We start from the raw sequence: 18738 nt of genomic DNA on the forward strand, positions 1-18738 counted from the left end.
CAGGGAGCGGCTACGGGTCATGGGCCCCGAACTGCTCGGCTTCGCCACCGCCGGGATCTGCGCGTACGCCGTCGACCTCGGCCTCTTCATCTGGCTGCGCGGGCCCGTCGGTCTCGACCCGCTGACCGCCAAGGCGCTGTCGTTCGTGGCTGGTTGCACGGTCGCGTACGCGGGCAACGCGCTCGGCACCTACCGGCGACGCGAGGTTGCCGGAGTGTCGCGCCTGCGCCAGTACGGGATCTTCTTCGCCGTCAACATCGCGGGCGCCCTCGTGCAGTTGCTCTGCATCGCGGTGTCCCACTACGGCCTCGGCCTCACCTCACAGCGCGCGGACACCATCTCCGGAGCGGGTGTCGGTATGGCACTCGCCACTGTTCTGCGTTTCTGGGGTACCCGGACCTTGGTCTTCCGCACAACGGGCAGGGAGGCATCATGGACTGGCTGAAGAAACTCCCCGGCATCGGGCCCCTGGTGGAGCGCCTGATGCGCACGCACGCGTGGAGCGCGTACGAGCGGCTCGACAGCGTGCACTGGAGCCGTCTCGCGGCCGCGATGACCTTCATCAGCTTCCTGGCGCTCTTCCCGCTGATCACCGTCGCCGCCGCGGTCGCCGCCGCGACCCTCTCCAAGAGTCAGCAGAACAAGCTCGAGGACACCATCTCGAAGCAGGTCCCCGGCATCTCCGACCAGCTGAACCTGGACGCCCTGGTCGCCAACGCGGGCACCGTCGGGCTCATCGCGGGCGCCCTGCTGCTCTTCACCGGCATCGGGTGGGTCGGCTCGATAAGGGAGTGCCTGCGGGTCGTCTGGGAGCTGGAGGACATCGACGAGAACCCCGTCATGCGCAAGGTCAAGGATGCCGGGGTGCTCATCGGACTCGGCGGCGCCGGGCTCGCGTCCGTCGTCGCCTCGACCCTCGCATCGACCGCCGTCGGCTGGAGCGCCGACCTCATCGGGATCTCCGAGGACGGCTGGGGCGGGCTGCTGCTCCAGGCGATCGCGTTCGCCATCGCCGTCCTCGCGGACTTCCTGCTGCTGCTCTACGTCCTGACCCTGCTGCCGGGCGTCCAGCCGCCGCGCCGCCACCTGATCACCGCCGGTCTGATCGGCGCTGCCGGGTTCGAGCTGCTCAAGCTGCTGCTCGGCGGCTACATGAAGGGCGTCGCCGCGAAGAGCATGTACGGCGCCTTCGGAGTGCCCGTCGCGCTGCTCCTGTGGATCAACTTCACCGCGAAACTCCTGCTGTTCTGCGCCGCCTGGACGGCGACGCGGAAGCAGTCACGTACAGAAGAAGAAGCCGACGAAGCTCGAGAAGAGCCGCGGCAGGACAAGCCCGGCGACGTCAGCGGCGGTTCTTCCGCCGCGACAGGTCCAGCGGCAGCCGGCGGTTGAGCACGAACCACCCGGCGGCGATGAGCGCGAGGACGCCGCCCGCGACCCCGAGTGCGATGCCGACACCGCTGCCCGACTCCTTGTCGGAGGCGTGTGCCACGTTCTTGGACGAGTCCGAGCCGCCCTTGCCGGCCCCACCGGGAGCGCCCTTGCCGCTGCCCGTACCGGCACTCTTCGGGGCGACCAGTTCGCCCACGGGCTCGACCTTGCCGGAGGCCTTGAAGCCCCAGTCGAGAAGGCGCTCGGTCTCCTTGTAGACGGCGTGCTGCTCACCGGAGTCGGGGTTCATGACGGTCACGAGCAGTACCTTGCCGTCGCGCTCGGCGACACCGGTGAACGTGTTGCCCGCGTTCGTGGTGCTGCCGTTCTTGACGCCCGCGATGCCCTTGTAGGGGGAGAGACCGATGTCCCCCGTAAGGAGCCGGTTGGTGTTCTGGATCTCGAAGGACTCGCGCTTCTTCTTGCCCTTGTCCTTGCCCTTCGTGACCTTCTTGGTCTCGCCGGGGAACTTGGCGGTGGCCGTCGAGCAGTACTCGCGGAAGTCCTTCTTCTGCAGCCCCGAGCGGGCGAACAGCGTCAGGTCGTACGCGGAGGAGACCTGCCCCTTCTCGTCGTAGCCGTCCGGGCTGACCACGTGCGTGTCGAGGGCCTGCAGCTCCTCGGCGTGCGACTGCATGTCCTTGACGGTCTGCGGGACACCGCCGTTCATCGCCGACAGGACGTGCACCGCGTCATTGCCCGACTTCAGGAAGACGCCGAGCCACAGGTCGTGGACGGTGTACGTCTCGTTCTCCTTGATGCCGACCATGCTGCTGCCGGCGCCGATGCCCGCCATGTCGGAGAGCTCGACCTTGTGCTTCTGCGTCTTGGGGAACTTCGGCAGGACCGTGTCCGCGAAGAGCATCTTCAGGGTGCTCGCCGGGGCCAGCCGCCAGTGCGAGTTGTGCGAGGCGAGCACCTCGCCCGTCTCGGCGTCCGACACCATCCAGGAGCGCGCCGACAGGTCCTTGGGGAGGACGGGAGCGCCTTCCTTGAGACTCACCTGGGTGCCCGGCTCGCCGAGCTTGGCGCCCCCCACCGTCGACATCGAAGCCGGGGGCTTGGGCTTCTTCTCGCCCCCCGGTTTGTCGTCCGCCCACGCGGGAGCCGTGGTCGACATGGTCAGCAATGCGGCGGAAGTGACCAACAAGGCGGTCTTTTTTACGGCAGGCACGGACGAGAACGTACAGGGCGCCGCTGTGGAAGTCGCCGCCGAGGTCGGCTGTGTCTTCGGGGGCCCGGACTCCCCACCCCGGCCGCGATGCGGAAGGGAGGCTCGCGATACTGAACGTATGAAGCTCAGCCGCCCGGTCTCCTGGTTCCTGCTCGCCTTCGGCGTGTGGAGCTGGTTCATCTGGATCACTTTCGTCAAGAACCTGTGGAAGGACGGCAGCGGGCTCGCCTTCGATGACGCAGGCGACCCGACCGCGTACTTCTGGGTGCACCTGACGCTCGCCGTCGCCTCCTTTGTCTTGGGGACGGTGGTAGGGACCATCGGGTTGCGCGGAGTGCGCGCTCTGCGCCGTACGTCATAGCTGATCGGTCACTTCGGGCACTGCTGAGGGGCGCGCAACCGTGGTCATCCTGTTCGTGCTGGCCGGTATCGCCGCGCTCGCGGCCCTCGCCGGAATGCAGTGGTACGCGTGGCGGCGCCTGGTGCGGGACACCACGTCCCGGCCCGGGGTCGCCCGGCGCGCGGGCGCCGTGATCTTCGTGGCGGGTCCCCTGCTGATGTTCGCCGCGGTCGCCAGTGAGCGGGCCGGTGCGCCGTTCTGGCTGCAGAAGGTGCTCGCCTGGCCCGGCTTCATGTGGATGGCGCTGTCGATCTATCTCGTGCTCGCGCTGCTTGTCGGTGAGCTCGTACGGCCCTTCTTCTTGCGGCATGGCGCGAAACCCGCCTCTACGGAGGACACCGTCGAGGCGGAGGGGGAGGCCCCTGCCCAGCCGGAGGGGGTGGCCCCTGCCCACCCGGAGGAGGAGACCCCTGCCCAGCCGGAGGAAGCCCCCGCCTCCGCTCCGGTGGCGACAGTGCCGACCGCCCCCTCACGCCGTCTCTTCGTCTCCCGCATCGTCGGCGGGACCGCCGCGGCCGTCGCCGTCGGAACAGTCGGCTACGGAACGTACGGCGTCCTGCGCGGCCCCCGCGTGAAGCGCGTCACCGTGCCGCTGGCCAAGCTGCCGCGCGGGACGCACGGGTTCCGGATCGCCGTGGTCAGCGACGTCCACCTGGGGCCGATTCTCGGCCGAGGCTTCACCCAGCGCGTGGTCGACACGATCAACGGCACGCAGCCCGACCTCATCGCGGTCGTCGGCGACCTGGTCGACGGCAGCGTCGAGGACCTCGGTCCTGCCGCGGCGCCGCTCGCGCAGCTCCGGGCGCGGCACGGGACGTACTTCGTGACCGGCAACCACGAGTACTTCTCGGGAGCCGGGCAGTGGGTCGATCACGTACGTGAACTCGGCCTGCGTCCCCTGGAGAACGCCCGCACCGAACTGCCCGGCTTCGACCTCGCCGGAGTGGACGACGTGGCAGGCGAGCGCGAGGGGCACGGGCCCGACTTCGCCGAGGCGCTCGGCGACCGGGACCGCTCGCGGGCCTCCGTGCTCCTGGCCCACCAGCCGGTCGTCATCCACGACGCCGTCAAGCACGGCGTCGACCTCCAGCTCTCCGGGCACACCCACGGCGGACAGCTGTGGCCAGGCAATTTCATCGCCGACCTGGCGAATCCGACGCTCGCGGGGCTTGAACGGTACGGCGACACGCAGCTGTACGTGACGCGGGGAGCGGGGGCGTGGGGGCCGCCGGTGCGGGTCGGGGCGCCGTCCGACATCACGGTGGTCGAGCTGGCCTCCCGCCATGCGTAATCGTGTGTTGGTTCGACGCGATACGACCTGGCCGGATACAACCGGGCCGTAAGGTGACGGTGTGACACCGGGCATTACCTCTGCGCAGCATTAAGTGTCGGAAGTGTGAGCGGTTGCTGGTGCTTTGGTGTGCCATAGGGGGAACGTTGTTGCGACGTCAGGCTTTCCGGCTGCCACCGCATCCGGCATCCGTCTCGCTCGCCCGGCTCCGTGTGCACGATCATCTGGCCGCCTGGGGGCACAAGGAGGAGAGTGCGGCGCTGCACGACGCCGTGCTCCTCGTCTCGGAGCTCGTGACGAACGCGGTGTGCCACGGCCCCGTCCCGGACCGGGAGTTCGAGGTCGTCGTCACGGTGCTCGCCGACGGCGACTGCTTCATAGAGGTGTCCGACGAAAGCCCCGCCAGCCCGGAGCTCCGGGAAGCGGGGCCCTGGGAGGAGAGCGGCCGCGGTCTGCGGCTGCTCGACTCGCTCTCCGAGGTGTGGGGCGTCTGGCAGCGGGGGCGGCACGGGAAGACGGTGTGGGCGCTGCTACGGGCCTGAGAGGCGCCCTGAGCGGCCTCACGCCCCTCCCCCGGGCGCTCTCAACCAGTCGTTCGCGCAGGCAACGCGACCGTCACCGTGAGCCCCGCCCCCGGCGCCGTCTCCACCCCCACCTCGCCGCCGTGCGCCGCGACGACCCCCTGCACGATCGCCATCCCGAGCCCGCTGCCCGCACCCCCGCCCGCCCGGAAGAACCGGTCGAACACGCGCGCAGCGTCCTCCTCCGTGAGTCCGGGCCCCCGGTCGGCCACGCGCAGCCGCACCACCCCGTCCTTCCGCTCCACGCCCAGCGTGACCGGCACGTCAGCGGGCGTGTGGACGCGTACGTTGCCCAGCAGATTGCCGAGCACCTGGTGCATCCCCGACTCGTCCGCGCGGATCAGCACCGCCCCGTCGGCGCGGACCGTGAGCGGTCGCTCCGGCTCCTGTGCCCGCAGATCGTCGGCGGCTTCCCGTACCAGACGGCTCAAGTCGACGTTCCTGAAGCGCAGTTCCGGCTGCTGGTCCAGGCGGGCCAGGGTGAGCAGCTCGTCGACGAGGTGGCCCATGCGGTCGGTCTCGGCGATGACGCGGCTCCACGCGCGCGTGCGTTCCGCCCGGTCGCGGAGCATCCCCTTGTCGTACAGCTGGAGGTAGCCGCGGATCGCCGACAAGGGCGTACGCAACTCGTGCGAGGCATCGGCCACGAAGCGGCGCAGCTGCGCCGAGCTGCGCTCGCGGGTCTCGAACGCGGACTCGACCTGGTGGAGCATGGAGTTGAGGGCGAGGCGCAGCTGCTCTGTCTCCATCGCGGGGGCACGGCTCGACGGCACGCGCCGCGTCAGATCCCCCTCGGCGATGGCGGAGGCCGTCTCGACCATGTCCTCCAGGGGCCGCAGCCGGTGGCGCGCGGAGATCATCGTCAGGACGGCGAGCAGCGCCAACAGGACCACTCCGAAGGCGGCGTCGAGCTTGAGCGCCTTCTTGATGCCCGATTCCACGTCCTGGGTGGCAGCGGCCATCAGGACCGTCGTACCGTCCGCGAGCTTCGCGCCCACTACGCGGTGGGCGTCGCCGTCCAGGGTGATGTCCCGCGGCTCGGACCTGTCGGCGACCGCATCGGGGGCGTCGACGGCTGCGGCCAGGGCGCGCTGGCGCGGGGTCGGGTCGAGCGAGCCGATGGCGACGGGTTCGCCGCGCTCGTCCACCGCCACGAACAGCGCGTCCCCGAGGGGCAGGGGGCTCGCGCGCTCCTTGCCGCCGGGTGAGAGCTTGTCGAGCGCGATGCCCAGTTCACTGAGCCGTCCGATCTCCTTCATGGTGAGGCCGGTGCTCAACAGCGAGGCGCGCGACTGCGCGAGCTCGGAGTCCACGCTGTCCAGCAGATAGTGGCGCATCCCCATGACGCTCACCCCGGTCGCCACGACGATGCCGAGGGCAAGGAGGGCCACGTTCACCCACGTGAGCTTGGCGCGCAGCGAGCTCAAGCCGCGGTGCGCACGCCTCATGCGAGGCCGTATCCGACACCCCGGCGGGTCGTGATCACCGGTGGGCCCAGCGCGTCCAGTTTGCGCCGCAGATAGCTGATGTAGGTCTCCACGACGGTCGACTCGGCCGGGTGCTCGTACTGCCAGACATGGCGCAGGAGCTGCTCCTTGGGCACCACGCGGCCGCCGTTGCGGACCAGGAAGCGCAGCAGGGCGTACTCGGTGGGGGTGAGCTGCGCCGTGCGGCCCGCGCGACGCACCACGTACGTCGTCTCGTCAAGCTCCAGGTCGCCGTAGCGCAGCGGCGGGCGCTGGGGGAGAACGTCACCCGCCCTGGTGCGGCGCAGGACCGCCCCGATGCGCGCGATGACCTCGTCGATGTTGAACGGCTTGGTGATGTAGTCGTCGCCGAAGCCGAGCGCCCCCACGACCTCGGCCGGCGCGTCCCGCGCGGTCACGAAGAGCAGCGCCGAATCGGGCCACCGGGCGCGGAGTTCACCGGCCAGGGCGCGGCCGTCGCCGTCCGGCAGCATCACGTCGAGGAGCGCCACGTCCGGGCGGGTGCGCCCGGCGAGGGCGAGCGCCTCGCGCACGGTGCCCGCCACCATCACGTCGAAGCGGTGGTAGCGCAGGGCGATGGCGAGCACGTCGGCGATGCTCGGCTCGTCCTCGACGACGAGCACGGTGGCGCCGGCGTTCGGGCCGCTCGGCCCACCCGGACCGCTCGGACCACCCGGACCGCCCGCACCGGTTCGCACTCCGACATCTGTTCCCTGCTGCCCTTCGGCGTGGCTCATGACCTCAGTATCGGCGCGGGCGTTGTACGAAGACCCGGTCCGTGCCTTGGAGTTACTTGAGAATCATGGCCGCGTCGCACCGCTGGAGCGTGGCGCCGCTGATGCTGAGGCTCCTGAAAGCACGGACCCGGGGGACTTGGCGACGCGGAGGAGGAGTGGATCGTGGCGGCATTGGCGCGATGGTGCTATCGGCACCGTCTGGTGGTCCTTGTGCTGTGGGTGGGAGCCCTGTTCGGTCTGGGGGCCGCGGGGACCTCCGCGGGGACCGACTATTCGAATGTGTTCTCCCTGCCGGATACGGACTCCAAGCGCGCGTACGACCTGATGACGAAGGCCTTCCCGGAGAGCTCCGGGGACACCGACACGGTCGTCTGGCGCGTCGACGAGGGTGCTTCGGCCCGTGAGGAGGGCGTACGTTCCCGTATCGAGCCCGCGCTCAAGGAGATCGCCGGCATGCGGGGCGTCGGCGAGGTCACGAGCCCGTACGCGTCCAAGGAGGCGGGCGCGGCGCAGATCAGCGAGGACGGGCGCATCGCCTACGCCCAGGTGACCTTCGCCGAGGAGGCGAACTCGGTCCCCAAGGAACTCGTCCAGGACGTCGTGGACACGGCTCGAAGCGCCCAACGCCCGGGCCTGGAGGTCGAGCTGGGCGGCCAGGCGATCACCCGCACCCAGGAGCCGCCCACGGGCATCGCCGAAATGGTCGGCATCGGGGCTGCCGCCGTCGTCCTCTTCCTGGCCTTCGGATCGCTCTTCGCGATGATCCTGCCGATCGTCATCGCCGTCTTCGGAGTGGGCCTCGGCATGCTCTCGACGATGCTGCTCAGCCACGTCACGGCCATCCCCGAAGTGGCCCCGCTGCTCGGCTCGTTGATCGGACTCGGCGTCGGCATCGACTACGCGCTCTTCATCGTCACCCGGCACCGGCGCGGCATCCTGCGCGGCATGGAGCCCGAGGAGTCCGCGGTGCAGGCCCTGAACACCTCGGGTCGCGCGGTGCTCTTCGCGGGCGGCACGGTGTGCATCGCGCTCGCCGGGATGCTGGTGATGAACATGCGCTTCCTGGACGGTGTGGTCATCGCGGCCTCCCTGACCGTGGTCCTGAGCGTCCTCGCGGCCGTCACGCTGCTGCCGGCCCTCCTCGGGGTGCTCGGCCCCCGGGTGCTCAGCGGCAGGCAGCGGCGTCGCCTCGCCGCCACGGGACCGGAGCCCGCCGAGGCGAGCGGACTTGCGGCGCGCTGGTCCTCGTACGTCCAGAAGCGGCCGCGTTCGATCGCGGCGCTCGCCTTCGTGGTGATGGCCTTCCTGGCCCTGCCGCTGCTCTCCTTGCGGCTCGGCGCGACCGACCAGGGCAACCACCAGGAATCGACGACGACCCGGCAGGCGTACGACATGCTGGCCGAGGGATTCGGTCCCGGATTCAACGGCCCACTCCAAGTAGTGGCCGAAGAGGCCGACACCGGAAGCCTGGTGGCGACCATCCGCGATACGGAGGGCGTCGCGAGGGTGGCGGCAGCCCCGCCGTCCGAGGGCGTTTCGGTCATCAACGTCATCCCGACCACATCGCCCCAGTCGGAGGAGACGGACCAGCTCATCGACCGTCTACGGGGAGACGTGATTCCGGCGGCCGGGGTCGACGCCCATGTGGGCGGCGTCACCGCCGTCTTCAAGGACTTCGCCGCGGTGACCGGCGATCGACTGCCCTACTTCGTAGGAGCGATCATCGCGCTCGGCTTCCTCTTGCTGCTGATCGCGTTCCGCTCGCTGGTGGTGCCGCTGACGGCGGCCCTGATGAACCTGATCGCGGCGGCGGCGTCTTTCGGCGTACTGGTGGCGGTCTTCCAGTGGGGCTGGGGCACGGAGGTCCTCGGCGTCGGCAAGGAGGGCCCGATCACCGCCTTCCTGCCCGTCATCATGCTGTCGCTGCTCTTCGGGCTCTCGATGGACTACCAGGTGTTCCTGGTGAGCCGCATGCACGAGGAGTGGGTGCACACGAAGGACAACGCGCGAGCGGTTCGCGTCGGACTCGCCGAAACGAGCAGGGTCATCAACTGCGCGGCCCTGATCATGATCTGTGTCTTCTCCGCGTTCGTCCTGAGCGGCGACATGGAGGGCGCCATGGCGGGCATCGGCCTGGCCGCCGCCGTCGCCCTCGACGCGTTCATCCTGCGCACGGCCCTGGTCCCGGCCGCCATGCATCTGCTCGGCCGCTCCAACTGGTGGCTTCCCGCGGGCCTGGAGAAGCGCCTCCCGCATCTGGCGGTGGAGCCGCGCGAGGAGCCGGCGGCGACGCAGGGAGCGCCGCGGCCGCCGCGGGAAGTGCCGGAGCAGACGGTGCCCGTGCCCCACGCGCGCGTGGGGGAGCCGAACGGCTCGCGCGGTGGCGCCTCCGTAGTGCACGGTTTCATCCGCACCATGGAGGGCGAACCGGTGGAGGGCGCGACCCTGACCCTCCTCTCCAAGGGGGGCGGTCAGCTGGACCGCGTGACGTCCTTGGCGGACGGCTCGTACATCGTCGCGGCCCCGTCGGCGGGCGCGTACCTGCTGGCCGTCACGGCCCCCGGCTACGCGGCCCGCGCGCGGCACCTCATGGTCGCGGACGCACCACTGGTGTACGACGTGGAGCTGGCGCTCGGCGAGATGGACGCGGTGAACTGACCCGGGCCCCGGGCCCCGGGTCAGGCAGCCGCCGTCCTGACCCGGGGCAGCCCCGTCACCGACATCACCAGGGAGTAGAGCGAGGTCGTCGCCGCGATGAAGAGACGGTTGTTCTTCGGGCCGCCGAAGGCGATGTTGGCGACGGCCTCGGGGACCGTGATCCGCCCGATGAGGGTGCCGTCGGGGTCGTAGCAGTGCACCCCGTCGTAGAGGGCGGCCGCCCACAGCCGTCCTTCGTCGTCGAAGCGGATGTTGTCGAAGCCGGATTCCTTCGACTCGGCGAAGACGACGCCGTCCGAGAGGGTGCCGTCATCGCGCACATCGAATGCGCGGATCCGGGCCGCGCGGGAGTCGGACACGTACAACTGCCGCTCGTCGGGCGAGAAGACGAGACCGTTCGGCCCTTCGAAGCCGTCGGCGACGATTCGCACGTCACCGGTCACGGGGTCGATCCGGTAGACGTTGCAGGCACCTATCTCGGCGGGCGCCCGGAACCCCTCGTAGTCACTGGTGATCCCGAAGTCCGGGTCGGAAAACCAAACAGACCCATCCGAGCGGACCACGGCGTCGTTCGGGCTGTTGAACCGCTTGCCCTCGAAGCGGTCGGCGAGGACGGTCAGGCGGCCGTCGTGCTCGGTGCGGGTCACGCGCCGGTTGCCCTGCTCGCAGCAGATCAACCGGCCTTCCCGGTCGAGTGTGTTGCCGTTGACGTATCCGGCGCTCGACCGGAAGACCCCTACGGCGCCCGTGGACTCGTCCCAGCGCAGCAGCCGGTCATTGGGGATGTCGCTCCATACGAGCTGCCGCCAGGCGGGCAGGTAGAGCGGCCCTTCGGCCCACCGGCAGTCGTCGTACAGGACTTCCAGCTTGGCGTCCCCGTTGGTACACCGCCCCGTGCGGAAGCGCTCGTCCAGAATCTCGTACGCCGTGGGTACCTTCTGGGAAGACATGACAACCCCTGCCTGTAGCCATATGTGACTTACATTCGGTGACAGGAGGATATTGCAGTACGAGATATGGTGTACGTCAAGGATGGCTGAACGGAGGGCGGGAGCAAAGCCGATGGACGACACCGACCGAGAACTGCTGACGCTGCTGCAGGAAGACGCCGCCCAGTCCTACGCGACCCTGGGCAAGGCGGTGGGACTCTCGGCGGGCGCCGCCCACGAGCGGGTACGCAAACTGCGCGAGCGCGGAGTGATCCGCCGCACGACGGTCGACGTGGACCCGGCGGCCGTGGGCCAAGGCGTGCTGGCGTTCGTCATGGTCGACTCGACGGCATGGATGGGGGACCGGGCAAAGGACTTCGCGGCGATCGGCGAGATTCTGGAGGCGCACGTCATCGCGGGCTCGGCGAGCGTCCTGGTGAAGGTCCGCACGGGCACGACGGAGCAACTCCAGGACGTGCTGCGGCGGCTGTACGCGATCGACGGGGTGAGCGGGACTCAGGCGACGGTGTCGCTGGAGACGTTCTTCGAGAGGCCGGTCTCGCCCGGAGCGGCCTGACGCGCCGACTCCTCGCCGGCACTCGCCCCGAACCGACGCACCCCCGGGACCGCCGCGGTCCCCGCGCACGCGAACCCCACCAGGACGGCCGCGACCCACAGCGGGACCGCCGGGCCCCACGCGTCCGCCGCGAGCGGCCCGAGGACGTACGCCAGCGGCATCGCGCCCAAGGACAACAGCCAGTCGTACGACGTGACGCGGGCCAGCACGCCGGAGGGGATCGCCGCCTGCACCGACGTCTGCCAGACGGGGCTGAGGAAGCCGAGCCCCGCCTGCGCGACGCCGTACGCGGCGATGACGGCCGGCGCCGGGGCCTTTGCCGCGAGCAGCGCGAGGGGCAGGGCGTACGTCGCGAGGCCGAGGTTGGCCACGAGGACCGGACGCCTGGGCCTCGCGCGCCCCGCGAGCAGGGAGCCTGCCAGCAGGCCGACGGCGCCCGCCTGGAGGATCGCGATCCAGGCGCCCTCTCCGCCCAACTCCTCGACGGCGATGACCGGTCCGAGCGTCATGAGGACGGCGGCGGCGCCGTTCCACGCGGAGTGCGCGACGAGGCTGGTCCAGTACCAGTCGCGGCTGCGCACCTCGTGCCAGCCCTCGAGGAGATCCTTGCGCAGGGACCGGCGCGCGGTGGATTCCCGGCCGGGCTCCTCGTCCGTGGGGCGTGTGCGGACCGCCGAGAGGAGGCACGCGCTGACCGCGAAGGACGCGGCGTCGAGGACGAACGCCCAGCCGGGTCCCGCGACCAGGATCAGCAGCCCGGCGAGCGCGGGGCCGCCGACGCGGGCGCCGCTGTTGACCACACCCAGGACGGCGTTGGCCGCGTGCCGGTCTTTCGGGGCGACCGTTCCCGCGATGAGGGGCGACAGGGTCGGCATGGCGAAGGCGGACGCGGCGCCGCCGACTGCCTCGGCCAGGGCGATGTGCCACAACTGGGGATCGCCACCCAGCAGTTGTACGCCGACGAACAGCTGGGTCACGCAGCGCACCAGGTCGGAGGCGAGGGCCACCGTACGGGCGTCTAACCGGTCGCCCACGACGCCGCCGAGCGGCAGCAGCAGGAGCTTCGTCCCTATCGCGCAGCCGAGTACGAGCGCGAGCGCTGACGCGGAGCCGGTGGCGCGGAGCACGGCGAGGGCGAGGGCGGCGGGGATGACGGCGTCGCCGATGAGGGACAGGGAGCGGCCGAAGAAGAAGAGCCGGAAGGAGCGGTTGCGCAGCAGGGGGTACGACGGCATGGGGGAGATGGTATTTCGGCACCGAATTATTCGTCAACGAAATATCAGGGACCGAAGCGTGCCGAAGTAGGCTGCCGTGTATGGCGAGGAAGCACGAGAACGACAACGTCGACGAGCCGCTGCGCGACTGGACCGACGGCCACGTGGAACGCTGGCTACCGGTCCTCCCCGCTCTCGATCCGGACATCGAGGGCGCGGTCACCCGCCTGAAGAAGCTCACTGTCCATCTGCGCCGGGTGCGTGAGCAGTCCCTGATCGACTTCGACCTGGAACGCCACGAGTTCGACACCCTGCACAAACTGGCGGGCCGCGGCGGCCGGGCGACCCCCTCCGAACTCGCCACGGACCTGGACCTGGCCCCCGCTTCGGTGACGGGCCGCCTGGACGGGTTGGAGAAGCGCGGCCTGCTCCACCGCACCGCGTCGAAGAAGGACCGCCGCCGGGTGGACGTGGAACTGACGAAGTCGGGCCGGTCGATCTGGCTGGGCGCGATGGACGTACTGGGCCACGAGGAGTACCGCCTCCTCGGGACGCTTTCCAAGGAGGAGCGGGCGCAGCTCTCGGACATGCTGCGCCGCGTGATGGTGGTGGCGGAGGAGGGCGGCGGGGCGCGCTGGAAGTAACGCGCGCCCCCCGGATGCGAGTCCGCTTAACTCCGCGCCAGCTCGGGGCGCTTGCGGTAGTCGGTGAACCCGACGACGTTCCCCCACGGATCGGCGACCTCCACGGTCCACCCGGTGGCCACGGAGGAGGCCGGCGCGAGCGGCTCGACCCCGGCGGCCTCGAGGGCCCGCCCGGTGGCCCGCGCGTCCCCCACCTCGAGCCACACCCGGGGCGTGGCCCACGCGGAAGGCCGATGCTCGACCCCCTCCTCCACGCGCAGCAGGATCCCGGGCGTCTCCTTGCCCACCTTCAGGATCGCGAGCCCGATCTCGTCGATCCGGTGGGTCACGGGGAACCCGGCACGCTCGTAGAAGTCGACGGCCTCGCCGAGATCACCGACAGGGAAGACGACGTTGTCGAAGCCGAGCAGTTCGGTCGACTGGTCAACGGATTGACGAACGGACTGGTCAACGGACAGGCCGACCGACTGGTTGTCTGACATTTGGTCAGGGTAAGTCGGCCATACCGGAATCAGTCGCATTGTCGAACGCGAGGCCGCCATACGCGTGCGGGTGTCACTCGGTGGCGTGAGGTCGTCCTTGGAATCTGAGACAGACTTCCGGCAGATCAACCGTTGATCTGCCGGATCTCCTCTACGTCGCGTCCTGCTTCCTGCCGACGGTTCCGTCTGGGCGGCGCCTTTGCCCTGTCGCCCAGGGAGGGGGCTGACTGGGCCGAGTGCTCAGCGCCCCTGACCCGTCACCCACGTAACCAGCCGTTCGACAGCCGTGGTGAGTTGCCCTGCGTCGTCCAGTTGAAGATGCTCATCGGTGATGTGGCCCGTGGCCACATCACCAAGCTGGAGTTCGGCCTCGCCGGAATCCCATACCGTCAGTTCGGCCAGCCGGTCCGGCCCATCGACGCTGAGGGACGCTCCCTGCTTGGCTCGGCCGGGCAGTGTGCCCTCCCAGGTGACCTCGTAGCATGAGGGGTCCAACTCGGCGTTCAGCCGGTCATACGCACCCCGAAGCTCAGCCAGCTCCACCGGTGAATTCCTCCTTGGTCATGACCTTCTCGATGTTCCGGACTTCGGGGAACTCCGGCAGTGGTTCTCCCCTGCGGGCGGCCAATCTGCCGCGAAGGGAATTCGGGCCTTCGATCTGGGACCAGCCAGGTTCACCGCCGGCTCGGAGGGAACTCAACGGTACGTCATACTCCACGTAGCTTGTTCCCGGTGCCGCCTGTCGTCCATAGGCTGCGGGGTCTGGCGGATTCGCCACGTAGGAGCGGTCGCCCTTTCCAGGCTGAACCTTGCCCTCCGCCACCATCTTGTTGTACTCGTCATCCGACATCCAGCGTCCCACGCGCGTCCAATCCTCATCAGCCTCGTCGCAGGAGAGGCCGTGCGGATCCACCCATGCGGTCGGATTGGGGACGTAGGAATGATGGTTCGGTGCGGGAGCAAGGCCGAGTGGATCAGGTGACTGGTAGCGCGCTGTATCCGGATCGTAATAGCGGAAGTAGTTGTAATGAAGCCCTGTTTCGTCGTCGTGGTACTGACCGGGGAAACGCAGTGAACAACGGACATCGCCGGATTCGCCGCTCACAGTCGGCCTGCCGGAGGAACTGCCCCACAGGCTCACGGCCGAGCGCCAGACCACCGTTCCGGTTTCGTCGACCATCTCGGTGGGTGTCCCCATCAAGTCGGTGATGATGGCGTAGAAACGGGAGTCGATCTCACTCTGCGAGGGTTCGGCCAGGCCGTCCACGTCCGTGAGGCGCAGCTCGCTCTGCGCGACGGGGCGGAAGGAATCAGGCTTCCACTGCCACGTGGTTACGATCTTCTCGCCGGCACACTCGTCGAGGTGCACTTGTTCTGCGATGCGTGCGCCATCCCAGACGAACGAAGTGCGCTCGAGTAGGTGTCCGTTTGCCGCGTGATGCTGCTTCTCCACCCGGCGCCCCAGCGGGTCGTAGTGATACAGCCAAGTGGTTCCGTCGGGGACGGTTACGCGCACGAGGCGGTCCTCGCCGTCCCATTCGTATGCCCAGGACCGGGATTGCCCGGAGAGGAGCTTCTGGGTCTTTCGTACAGTCCGCCCTTGGGTGTCATGCTCGTAGAAGGTGCGTCCCGCGCGGCGCAGCAAGGTGCCGGAGAAGTGCCGGCTGCCCTGCGTCGCGGCGTGGGTCGACCCTTCGTCGCCAGCCACTTCGGGCGAGGCGGGCCAGGAGGCATGGGAGACGTTCCCGGAGCTGTCGTACGCGTACACCTCGGACCAGTCTCGCCCGCTGACCTCTATCACGCGGCCCATCTGATCGAGGGCCAGGCTACGCGTGCTGCCGTCGTGCTCCACAGTGCTGGCGAGATGGCCGTCTTGGTGGTAGCGGAAGCCCCGCCGCCATGCTGACGAGGATGTATCGGTTGCAACGAGCGACTGCTGGGTCAGCCGATGGTTCTCATCCCATTCCTGCGTGAGGAGCATGCCGGGAAAGAGTGATCTTTCGACCTCGTGTCCCGCACCGTCATAGGTGAGCTGCATACTCTGCTGCGCCACGGTCAACCCGGTGGGGCGATTGTTGGCGTCGTACTCCCAAACGGATGCAGCGCTGTTGGGTGTGGTGAAGGTCGTCCTTCGGCCGTTCGCATCGTAGGCCGCCGTTGTGGACAGGCCGTTGCATCTTTCTTCGACGACCCGGCCGAGACGGTCGCGGACGAACTCGATATGCGCTTGCTCGTTCTCGGCTCCGATGAGCCGGTCCGCGGCGTCGTACGCGTAGGTGGTGATGTGGTCACCGCAGCGCTGCTCGACCACCCTCCCCTGGGCATTTCGCACGAAGCGGGTCGTCTGTCCTGCTCCGTTGATGCGCTCCGTGAGGTGCCCCGTGGCATCGTAAAGGTAGTTGAGGGTCCGACCGTTGAAGTCCGTCTCGGCGATGACGTTCCCGATCGGGTCGTGCGAGTAGGACCACGGCCGGTCCTGCGCGTTGCGAACCTCCTTAAGGCGGAGTTCGGTGTCGTAGGAGAACTCGTAGCGTGTGTCGTCGGGATCGACTCGTGCCGTGGTCAGGTTGAAGTGGCTGGTTTCGAAGCGGGTCCTCGCGCCTCCAGGGGCGCGGTGTTCCACCAAGTTGCCCTCGCCGTCGTGGTCCCAGGACTCTGTTGTGCCGTCCGGGTTCACTCGATGAGTGAGCTTGCCTTCGAGGCTCCAAGTCAGCATGGTGGTGTTGCCCAGCTGGTCGCGTACTGCCGCGATTCGGCCGAAGACATCCCGTTCGAACCTGGTCATCCACCCCAGCCGGTCAGTCTCCGCGAGCGGCAGACCGTGACCGTCGCACTCGATACGGCGTTCCGCCCCCAAGGCATCGACGACCGTGCTCAGATGGCCGTACAGGTCGTAGCGGTAGCTCGTCCGCGCTCCAGCAGGATCCACGGTCTCGACGAGGTTCCCCCGATCGTCATAACCGTGACGCCAAGTGGCGCCGTCGGACGTGACAACCTCGACTGGCAGATGCAGCTCGTTGAAAGTCGCGGTCAGCGTCGTGGCGTCGGGCCGAAGCACCGAGGTGAGATTGCCGTGCCTGTCATGGACATACGTGATCCGCCGGCCGATCGCGTCTGTGCTTGCTGACAGGTTGTTATGCGGATCCCACTCACTATGCTTCACGTTGCCGAGCGAGTCGGTCTCCGCAGTGACTTGCAGTAGATCGTTGTACTCGTACGTGGTGCTGAAGCCCAGGCTGTCGGTGTATCTCGTGCGCCGGTTCGCTGTGTCGTATTCGACGACACAACTGAGGAAGCCATCAGCGCCCTCACCCCGTACGACCCGGTCCTGGTCGTCGTACGTGTAGCGGTACCAGGAGCCGTTCCGGTCCGTCCACGATGAGATGCGGGCCTCTTCGTCGTAGGTAAGGCGATACGGTCCGCTCGAGTTGTGGATCTCGGACAAGTTGCCGTCGTCGTCATAGGCATAGCGCAACAACTCCGTGTTAGTCCCGCCGGGCTCCTCGGGGGTAACGCAGTCCTCGGATCTCTCCGTGCCGACGAGGCTGATCCGAGTGACGCGGCCGCCCTCGGTCTCGATGGCCACATAATGTCCGCCAGAGTGGCGCATCGCTGTAGGGATGCCATTCGGAGCACGTTCCACGGTGACGTGGTGACCGTTGCGGTCCGAAATGGATTGCAATGGCAGCGTGAAGGCGGAGTGGCCCTCGCCGTGGTGGTCCAGCGGGGTGAAGTGGCGGACATGGCCGGTCTTGGGATTGGTGATCCGCAGCGGCGTGCCACCGCCATCCCACTCCAGGGGCCACCGAGGGCCCGCTGCCGGCATGACGGCGTCTCCGGGGCGCGGGACGGGGTAGGAGAGGATCATGCCGTCTTCGCTCGCGAACAGGGCGCCCTCGGCATCGAGCTCGAGCCGTTCGTCGAGGGTGGAGGCCCACGACTCGCCAAAAAGCTGCCCCCAACGGTAGGTGGACAAGTGGGTGCGGCGGAGGACTAGCGGAAGGAGCCCCGGAAGAGCGAAGTCGGTCTTCCCCATGATCATTTCGCCGGTGACCATGTCGATTGGGTCGCCGTTCTTGCAGCGCCCCTTGGTGGGTCGGCTCTTGGCGACCGCGTCGTCAGCGCCCTTGCGTAGCCCTCCCTTGCCCAAGCCCTTGGCTATCCCCTTGAGTCCGCCCTTAGCCAATCCCTTCATGCCCTTTGCGAGCTTGCCGACGGTGGTCAGGCCCTTCATGCCTGGAATGCAGTCCAGTGCCGCGAAGGCGACATCCAGCAGCCCTGCCCCACCGTTGACATATTTGTTGAGAGTGTCGGCGAGGACGACAAGGGCAGCCACCACGGCGATGGCCGCAAGGATAGGCCCGCCGACGATCATCGCGATGATGCCGACGACCGCCACGACGACCTTGCAGACGGCGACGATGGTGTCCCAGTTGTCGGTGACCCAGTCGCCGACTTCCTCCCACCACTTGCGGTTCTGGATGCCCGCGTCGGAGGCGTCTTCCAGCTTCTTCTTCGCCGTGCCCGCGGCGTCCTCGCGCATCTTGCGGGCGTCCTCGGCCATCTTCTTGGCGGCGTCGAGGTTGCTCTTCGCGGCGGAGACATCCGACTTCGCGGTTGTCTGGGCCTTCTCGGCGGAATTCGCGTTGCGGGTTGCGGCCTTGACCTTGTCCGGGTCGGGCTTGGGGACGTCCTTGCCGGCCTTGGAGCCGCCGTCGTCGTCCTTGTACTTGTCGGCTTCCTTGCCCGCCTTGTCCATCCACGAGTCGGCCGATGTCAGGCGGGTCTGGGCGGAGCTCAAGTCGCCTTGCGCCTCGCGGCCCTTGACCAGGGCCTTGTCGGCCAGGGCCTGGGCGCGTTCCAGCTCCGGCCAGTACGTGGACAGGGCGTCGCCGGCCATCTCGTAGCTCTTCTTGAGCTTCTTCAGCTTGCCCGGCGCGTCCTCGAACTCCGCCGTGAAGGATTCCGCGGTCTTGCCCGCCCAGGTGAGGATCGCGTCCTCGCCCGCCATCCCCTTGATGTCCCGCAGGACCTTCGACACGTCGTCGGCGAAGGCATGCAGGTTCTTCGCCAGGCTCCGAACCCGGTCCGGATCCCCGGGGGTTGGGTCCTTGTCCAAGTCCAGGACATGCC

At 68.6% G+C, this 18738-nt stretch carries 16 protein-coding genes; 8 read left to right on the plus strand and 8 right to left on the minus strand.

What is annotated here, in order from left to right; genetic code table 11:
* The first annotated feature begins 19 nt into the window (after positions 1–19).
* Together ACZ5WE_RS22975 and ACZ5WE_RS22980 are read left to right on the plus strand one after the other, a co-directional pair.
* Positions 20–445 (plus strand): GtrA family protein, encoded by a 426-nt coding sequence (locus tag ACZ5WE_RS22975; RefSeq protein WP_467691843.1) that lies wholly within the window; start codon positions 20–22, stop codon positions 443–445.
* Complete coding sequence (locus ACZ5WE_RS22980; protein ID WP_467691715.1) at positions 433–1392, plus strand: YihY/virulence factor BrkB family protein; 960 nt, start codon at positions 433–435, stop codon at positions 1390–1392. The genes ACZ5WE_RS22975 and ACZ5WE_RS22980 overlap by 13 nt, the downstream gene beginning before the upstream one ends.
* Here the strand turns inward: ACZ5WE_RS22980 and ACZ5WE_RS22985 are convergent.
* Positions 1343–2785 (minus strand): D-alanyl-D-alanine carboxypeptidase, encoded by a 1443-nt coding sequence (locus ACZ5WE_RS22985; RefSeq protein WP_467691717.1) that lies wholly within the window; start codon positions 2783–2785, stop codon positions 1343–1345. The genes ACZ5WE_RS22980 and ACZ5WE_RS22985 overlap by 50 nt on opposite strands.
* On the opposite strand from ACZ5WE_RS22985, the gene ACZ5WE_RS22990 reads away from it, so the two are divergent.
* The 3 genes from ACZ5WE_RS22990 to ACZ5WE_RS23000 all read left to right on the plus strand — a co-directional run bounded on the left by ACZ5WE_RS22990 (position 2724) and on the right by ACZ5WE_RS23000 (position 4838).
* On the plus strand, positions 2724–2966 hold the full coding sequence (locus ACZ5WE_RS22990; RefSeq protein WP_249588213.1) for an SCO4848 family membrane protein: 243 nt from the start codon (positions 2724–2726) through the stop codon (positions 2964–2966). The two genes, ACZ5WE_RS22985 and ACZ5WE_RS22990, sit on opposite strands and share 62 nt — an antisense overlap.
* Before the next feature lie 40 nt (positions 2967–3006).
* The gene (locus tag ACZ5WE_RS22995; protein WP_467691719.1) at positions 3007–4296 is read left to right on the plus strand and encodes a metallophosphoesterase; all 1290 of its coding nucleotides are present in this window, start codon (positions 3007–3009) and stop codon (positions 4294–4296) included.
* 146 nt (positions 4297–4442) lie between these two features.
* Complete coding sequence (locus ACZ5WE_RS23000) at positions 4443–4838, plus strand: ATP-binding protein (protein ID WP_467691721.1); 396 nt, start codon at positions 4443–4445, stop codon at positions 4836–4838.
* A gap of 41 nt (positions 4839–4879) precedes the next feature.
* Here ACZ5WE_RS23000 and ACZ5WE_RS23005 read toward each other — a convergent pair whose 3' ends face one another.
* Positions 4880–6325 carry a sensor histidine kinase gene (locus tag ACZ5WE_RS23005; protein ID WP_467691723.1) on the minus strand — a complete coding sequence of 482 codons (1446 nt, stop codon included), beginning with the start codon at positions 6323–6325 and terminating at the stop codon, positions 4880–4882.
* Positions 6322–6987 (minus strand): response regulator transcription factor, encoded by a 666-nt coding sequence (locus tag ACZ5WE_RS23010; RefSeq protein ID WP_467691844.1) that lies wholly within the window; start codon positions 6985–6987, stop codon positions 6322–6324. Before ACZ5WE_RS23010 ends, ACZ5WE_RS23005 begins: the two co-directional genes overlap by 4 nt.
* A gap of 285 nt (positions 6988–7272) precedes the next feature.
* On the opposite strand from ACZ5WE_RS23010, the gene ACZ5WE_RS23015 reads away from it, so the two are divergent.
* The gene (locus ACZ5WE_RS23015; protein ID WP_467691845.1) at positions 7273–9759 is read left to right on the plus strand and encodes an MMPL family transporter; all 2487 of its coding nucleotides are present in this window, start codon (positions 7273–7275) and stop codon (positions 9757–9759) included.
* A gap of 20 nt (positions 9760–9779) precedes the next feature.
* Here ACZ5WE_RS23015 and ACZ5WE_RS23020 read toward each other — a convergent pair whose 3' ends face one another.
* Positions 9780–10709 carry an SMP-30/gluconolactonase/LRE family protein gene (locus ACZ5WE_RS23020; RefSeq protein WP_467691725.1) on the minus strand — a complete coding sequence of 310 codons (930 nt, stop codon included), beginning with the start codon at positions 10707–10709 and terminating at the stop codon, positions 9780–9782.
* 112 nt (positions 10710–10821) lie between these two features.
* Between ACZ5WE_RS23020 and ACZ5WE_RS23025 the strand changes: the two genes are divergently transcribed.
* Positions 10822–11265: an Lrp/AsnC family transcriptional regulator gene (locus ACZ5WE_RS23025; RefSeq protein ID WP_467691726.1), complete on the plus strand. Its 444-nt coding sequence runs from the start codon at positions 10822–10824 to the stop codon at positions 11263–11265.
* Here ACZ5WE_RS23025 and ACZ5WE_RS23030 read toward each other — a convergent pair.
* Positions 11205–12500: an MFS transporter gene (locus ACZ5WE_RS23030; RefSeq protein ID WP_467691727.1), complete on the minus strand. Its 1296-nt coding sequence runs from the start codon at positions 12498–12500 to the stop codon at positions 11205–11207. The genes ACZ5WE_RS23025 and ACZ5WE_RS23030 overlap by 61 nt on opposite strands.
* A gap of 80 nt (positions 12501–12580) precedes the next feature.
* On the opposite strand from ACZ5WE_RS23030, the gene ACZ5WE_RS23035 reads away from it, so the two are divergent.
* Positions 12581–13123, plus strand: coding sequence for a MarR family winged helix-turn-helix transcriptional regulator (locus ACZ5WE_RS23035; RefSeq protein ID WP_467691728.1), 543 nt, complete (start codon positions 12581–12583; stop codon positions 13121–13123).
* 26 nt (positions 13124–13149) lie between these two features.
* On the opposite strand, the gene ACZ5WE_RS23040 is transcribed toward ACZ5WE_RS23035, so the two are convergent.
* The 3 genes from ACZ5WE_RS23040 to ACZ5WE_RS23050 form a co-directional block, all read right to left on the minus strand.
* On the minus strand, positions 13150–13605 hold the full coding sequence (locus ACZ5WE_RS23040; protein ID WP_467691730.1) for a VOC family protein: 456 nt from the start codon (positions 13603–13605) through the stop codon (positions 13150–13152).
* A 240-nt stretch (positions 13606–13845) separates the two neighbouring features.
* Entirely contained in the window at positions 13846–14148 is a 303-nt protein-coding gene (locus ACZ5WE_RS23045) for a hypothetical protein (RefSeq protein ID WP_467691732.1), read from the minus strand.
* The gene (locus ACZ5WE_RS23050; protein ID WP_467691733.1) at positions 14135–18724 is read right to left on the minus strand and encodes a TreTu family toxin; all 4590 of its coding nucleotides are present in this window, start codon (positions 18722–18724) and stop codon (positions 14135–14137) included. Before ACZ5WE_RS23050 ends, ACZ5WE_RS23045 begins: the two co-directional genes overlap by 14 nt.
* Positions 18725–18738: the final 14 nt, after the last annotated feature.

This window comes from Streptomyces sp. NPDC033180, assembly GCF_055577645.1.

Excerpts from the sequence above, each read along its gene's own strand:
- ACZ5WE_RS22975 (WP_467691843.1), top strand. The coding sequence starts at position 20 with ATGGGCCCCGAACTGCTCGGCTTCGCCACCGCCGGGATCTGCGCGTAC.
- ACZ5WE_RS22980 (WP_467691715.1), top strand. The coding sequence starts at position 433 with ATGGACTGGCTGAAGAAACTCCCCGGCATCGGGCCCCTGGTGGAGCGC.
- ACZ5WE_RS22990 (WP_249588213.1), top strand. The coding sequence starts at position 2,724 with ATGAAGCTCAGCCGCCCGGTCTCCTGGTTCCTGCTCGCCTTCGGCGTG.
- ACZ5WE_RS22985 (WP_467691717.1), bottom strand. The coding sequence starts at position 2,785 with ATGAACCAGCTCCACACGCCGAAGGCGAGCAGGAACCAGGAGACCGGG.
- ACZ5WE_RS23005 (WP_467691723.1), bottom strand. The coding sequence starts at position 6,325 with ATGAGGCGTGCGCACCGCGGCTTGAGCTCGCTGCGCGCCAAGCTCACG.
- ACZ5WE_RS23020 (WP_467691725.1), bottom strand. The coding sequence starts at position 10,709 with ATGTCTTCCCAGAAGGTACCCACGGCGTACGAGATTCTGGACGAGCGC.
- ACZ5WE_RS23025 (WP_467691726.1), top strand. The coding sequence starts at position 10,822 with ATGGACGACACCGACCGAGAACTGCTGACGCTGCTGCAGGAAGACGCC.
- ACZ5WE_RS23030 (WP_467691727.1), bottom strand. The coding sequence starts at position 12,500 with ATGCCGTCGTACCCCCTGCTGCGCAACCGCTCCTTCCGGCTCTTCTTC.
- ACZ5WE_RS23035 (WP_467691728.1), top strand. The coding sequence starts at position 12,581 with ATGGCGAGGAAGCACGAGAACGACAACGTCGACGAGCCGCTGCGCGAC.
- ACZ5WE_RS23040 (WP_467691730.1), bottom strand. The coding sequence starts at position 13,605 with ATGTCAGACAACCAGTCGGTCGGCCTGTCCGTTGACCAGTCCGTTCGT.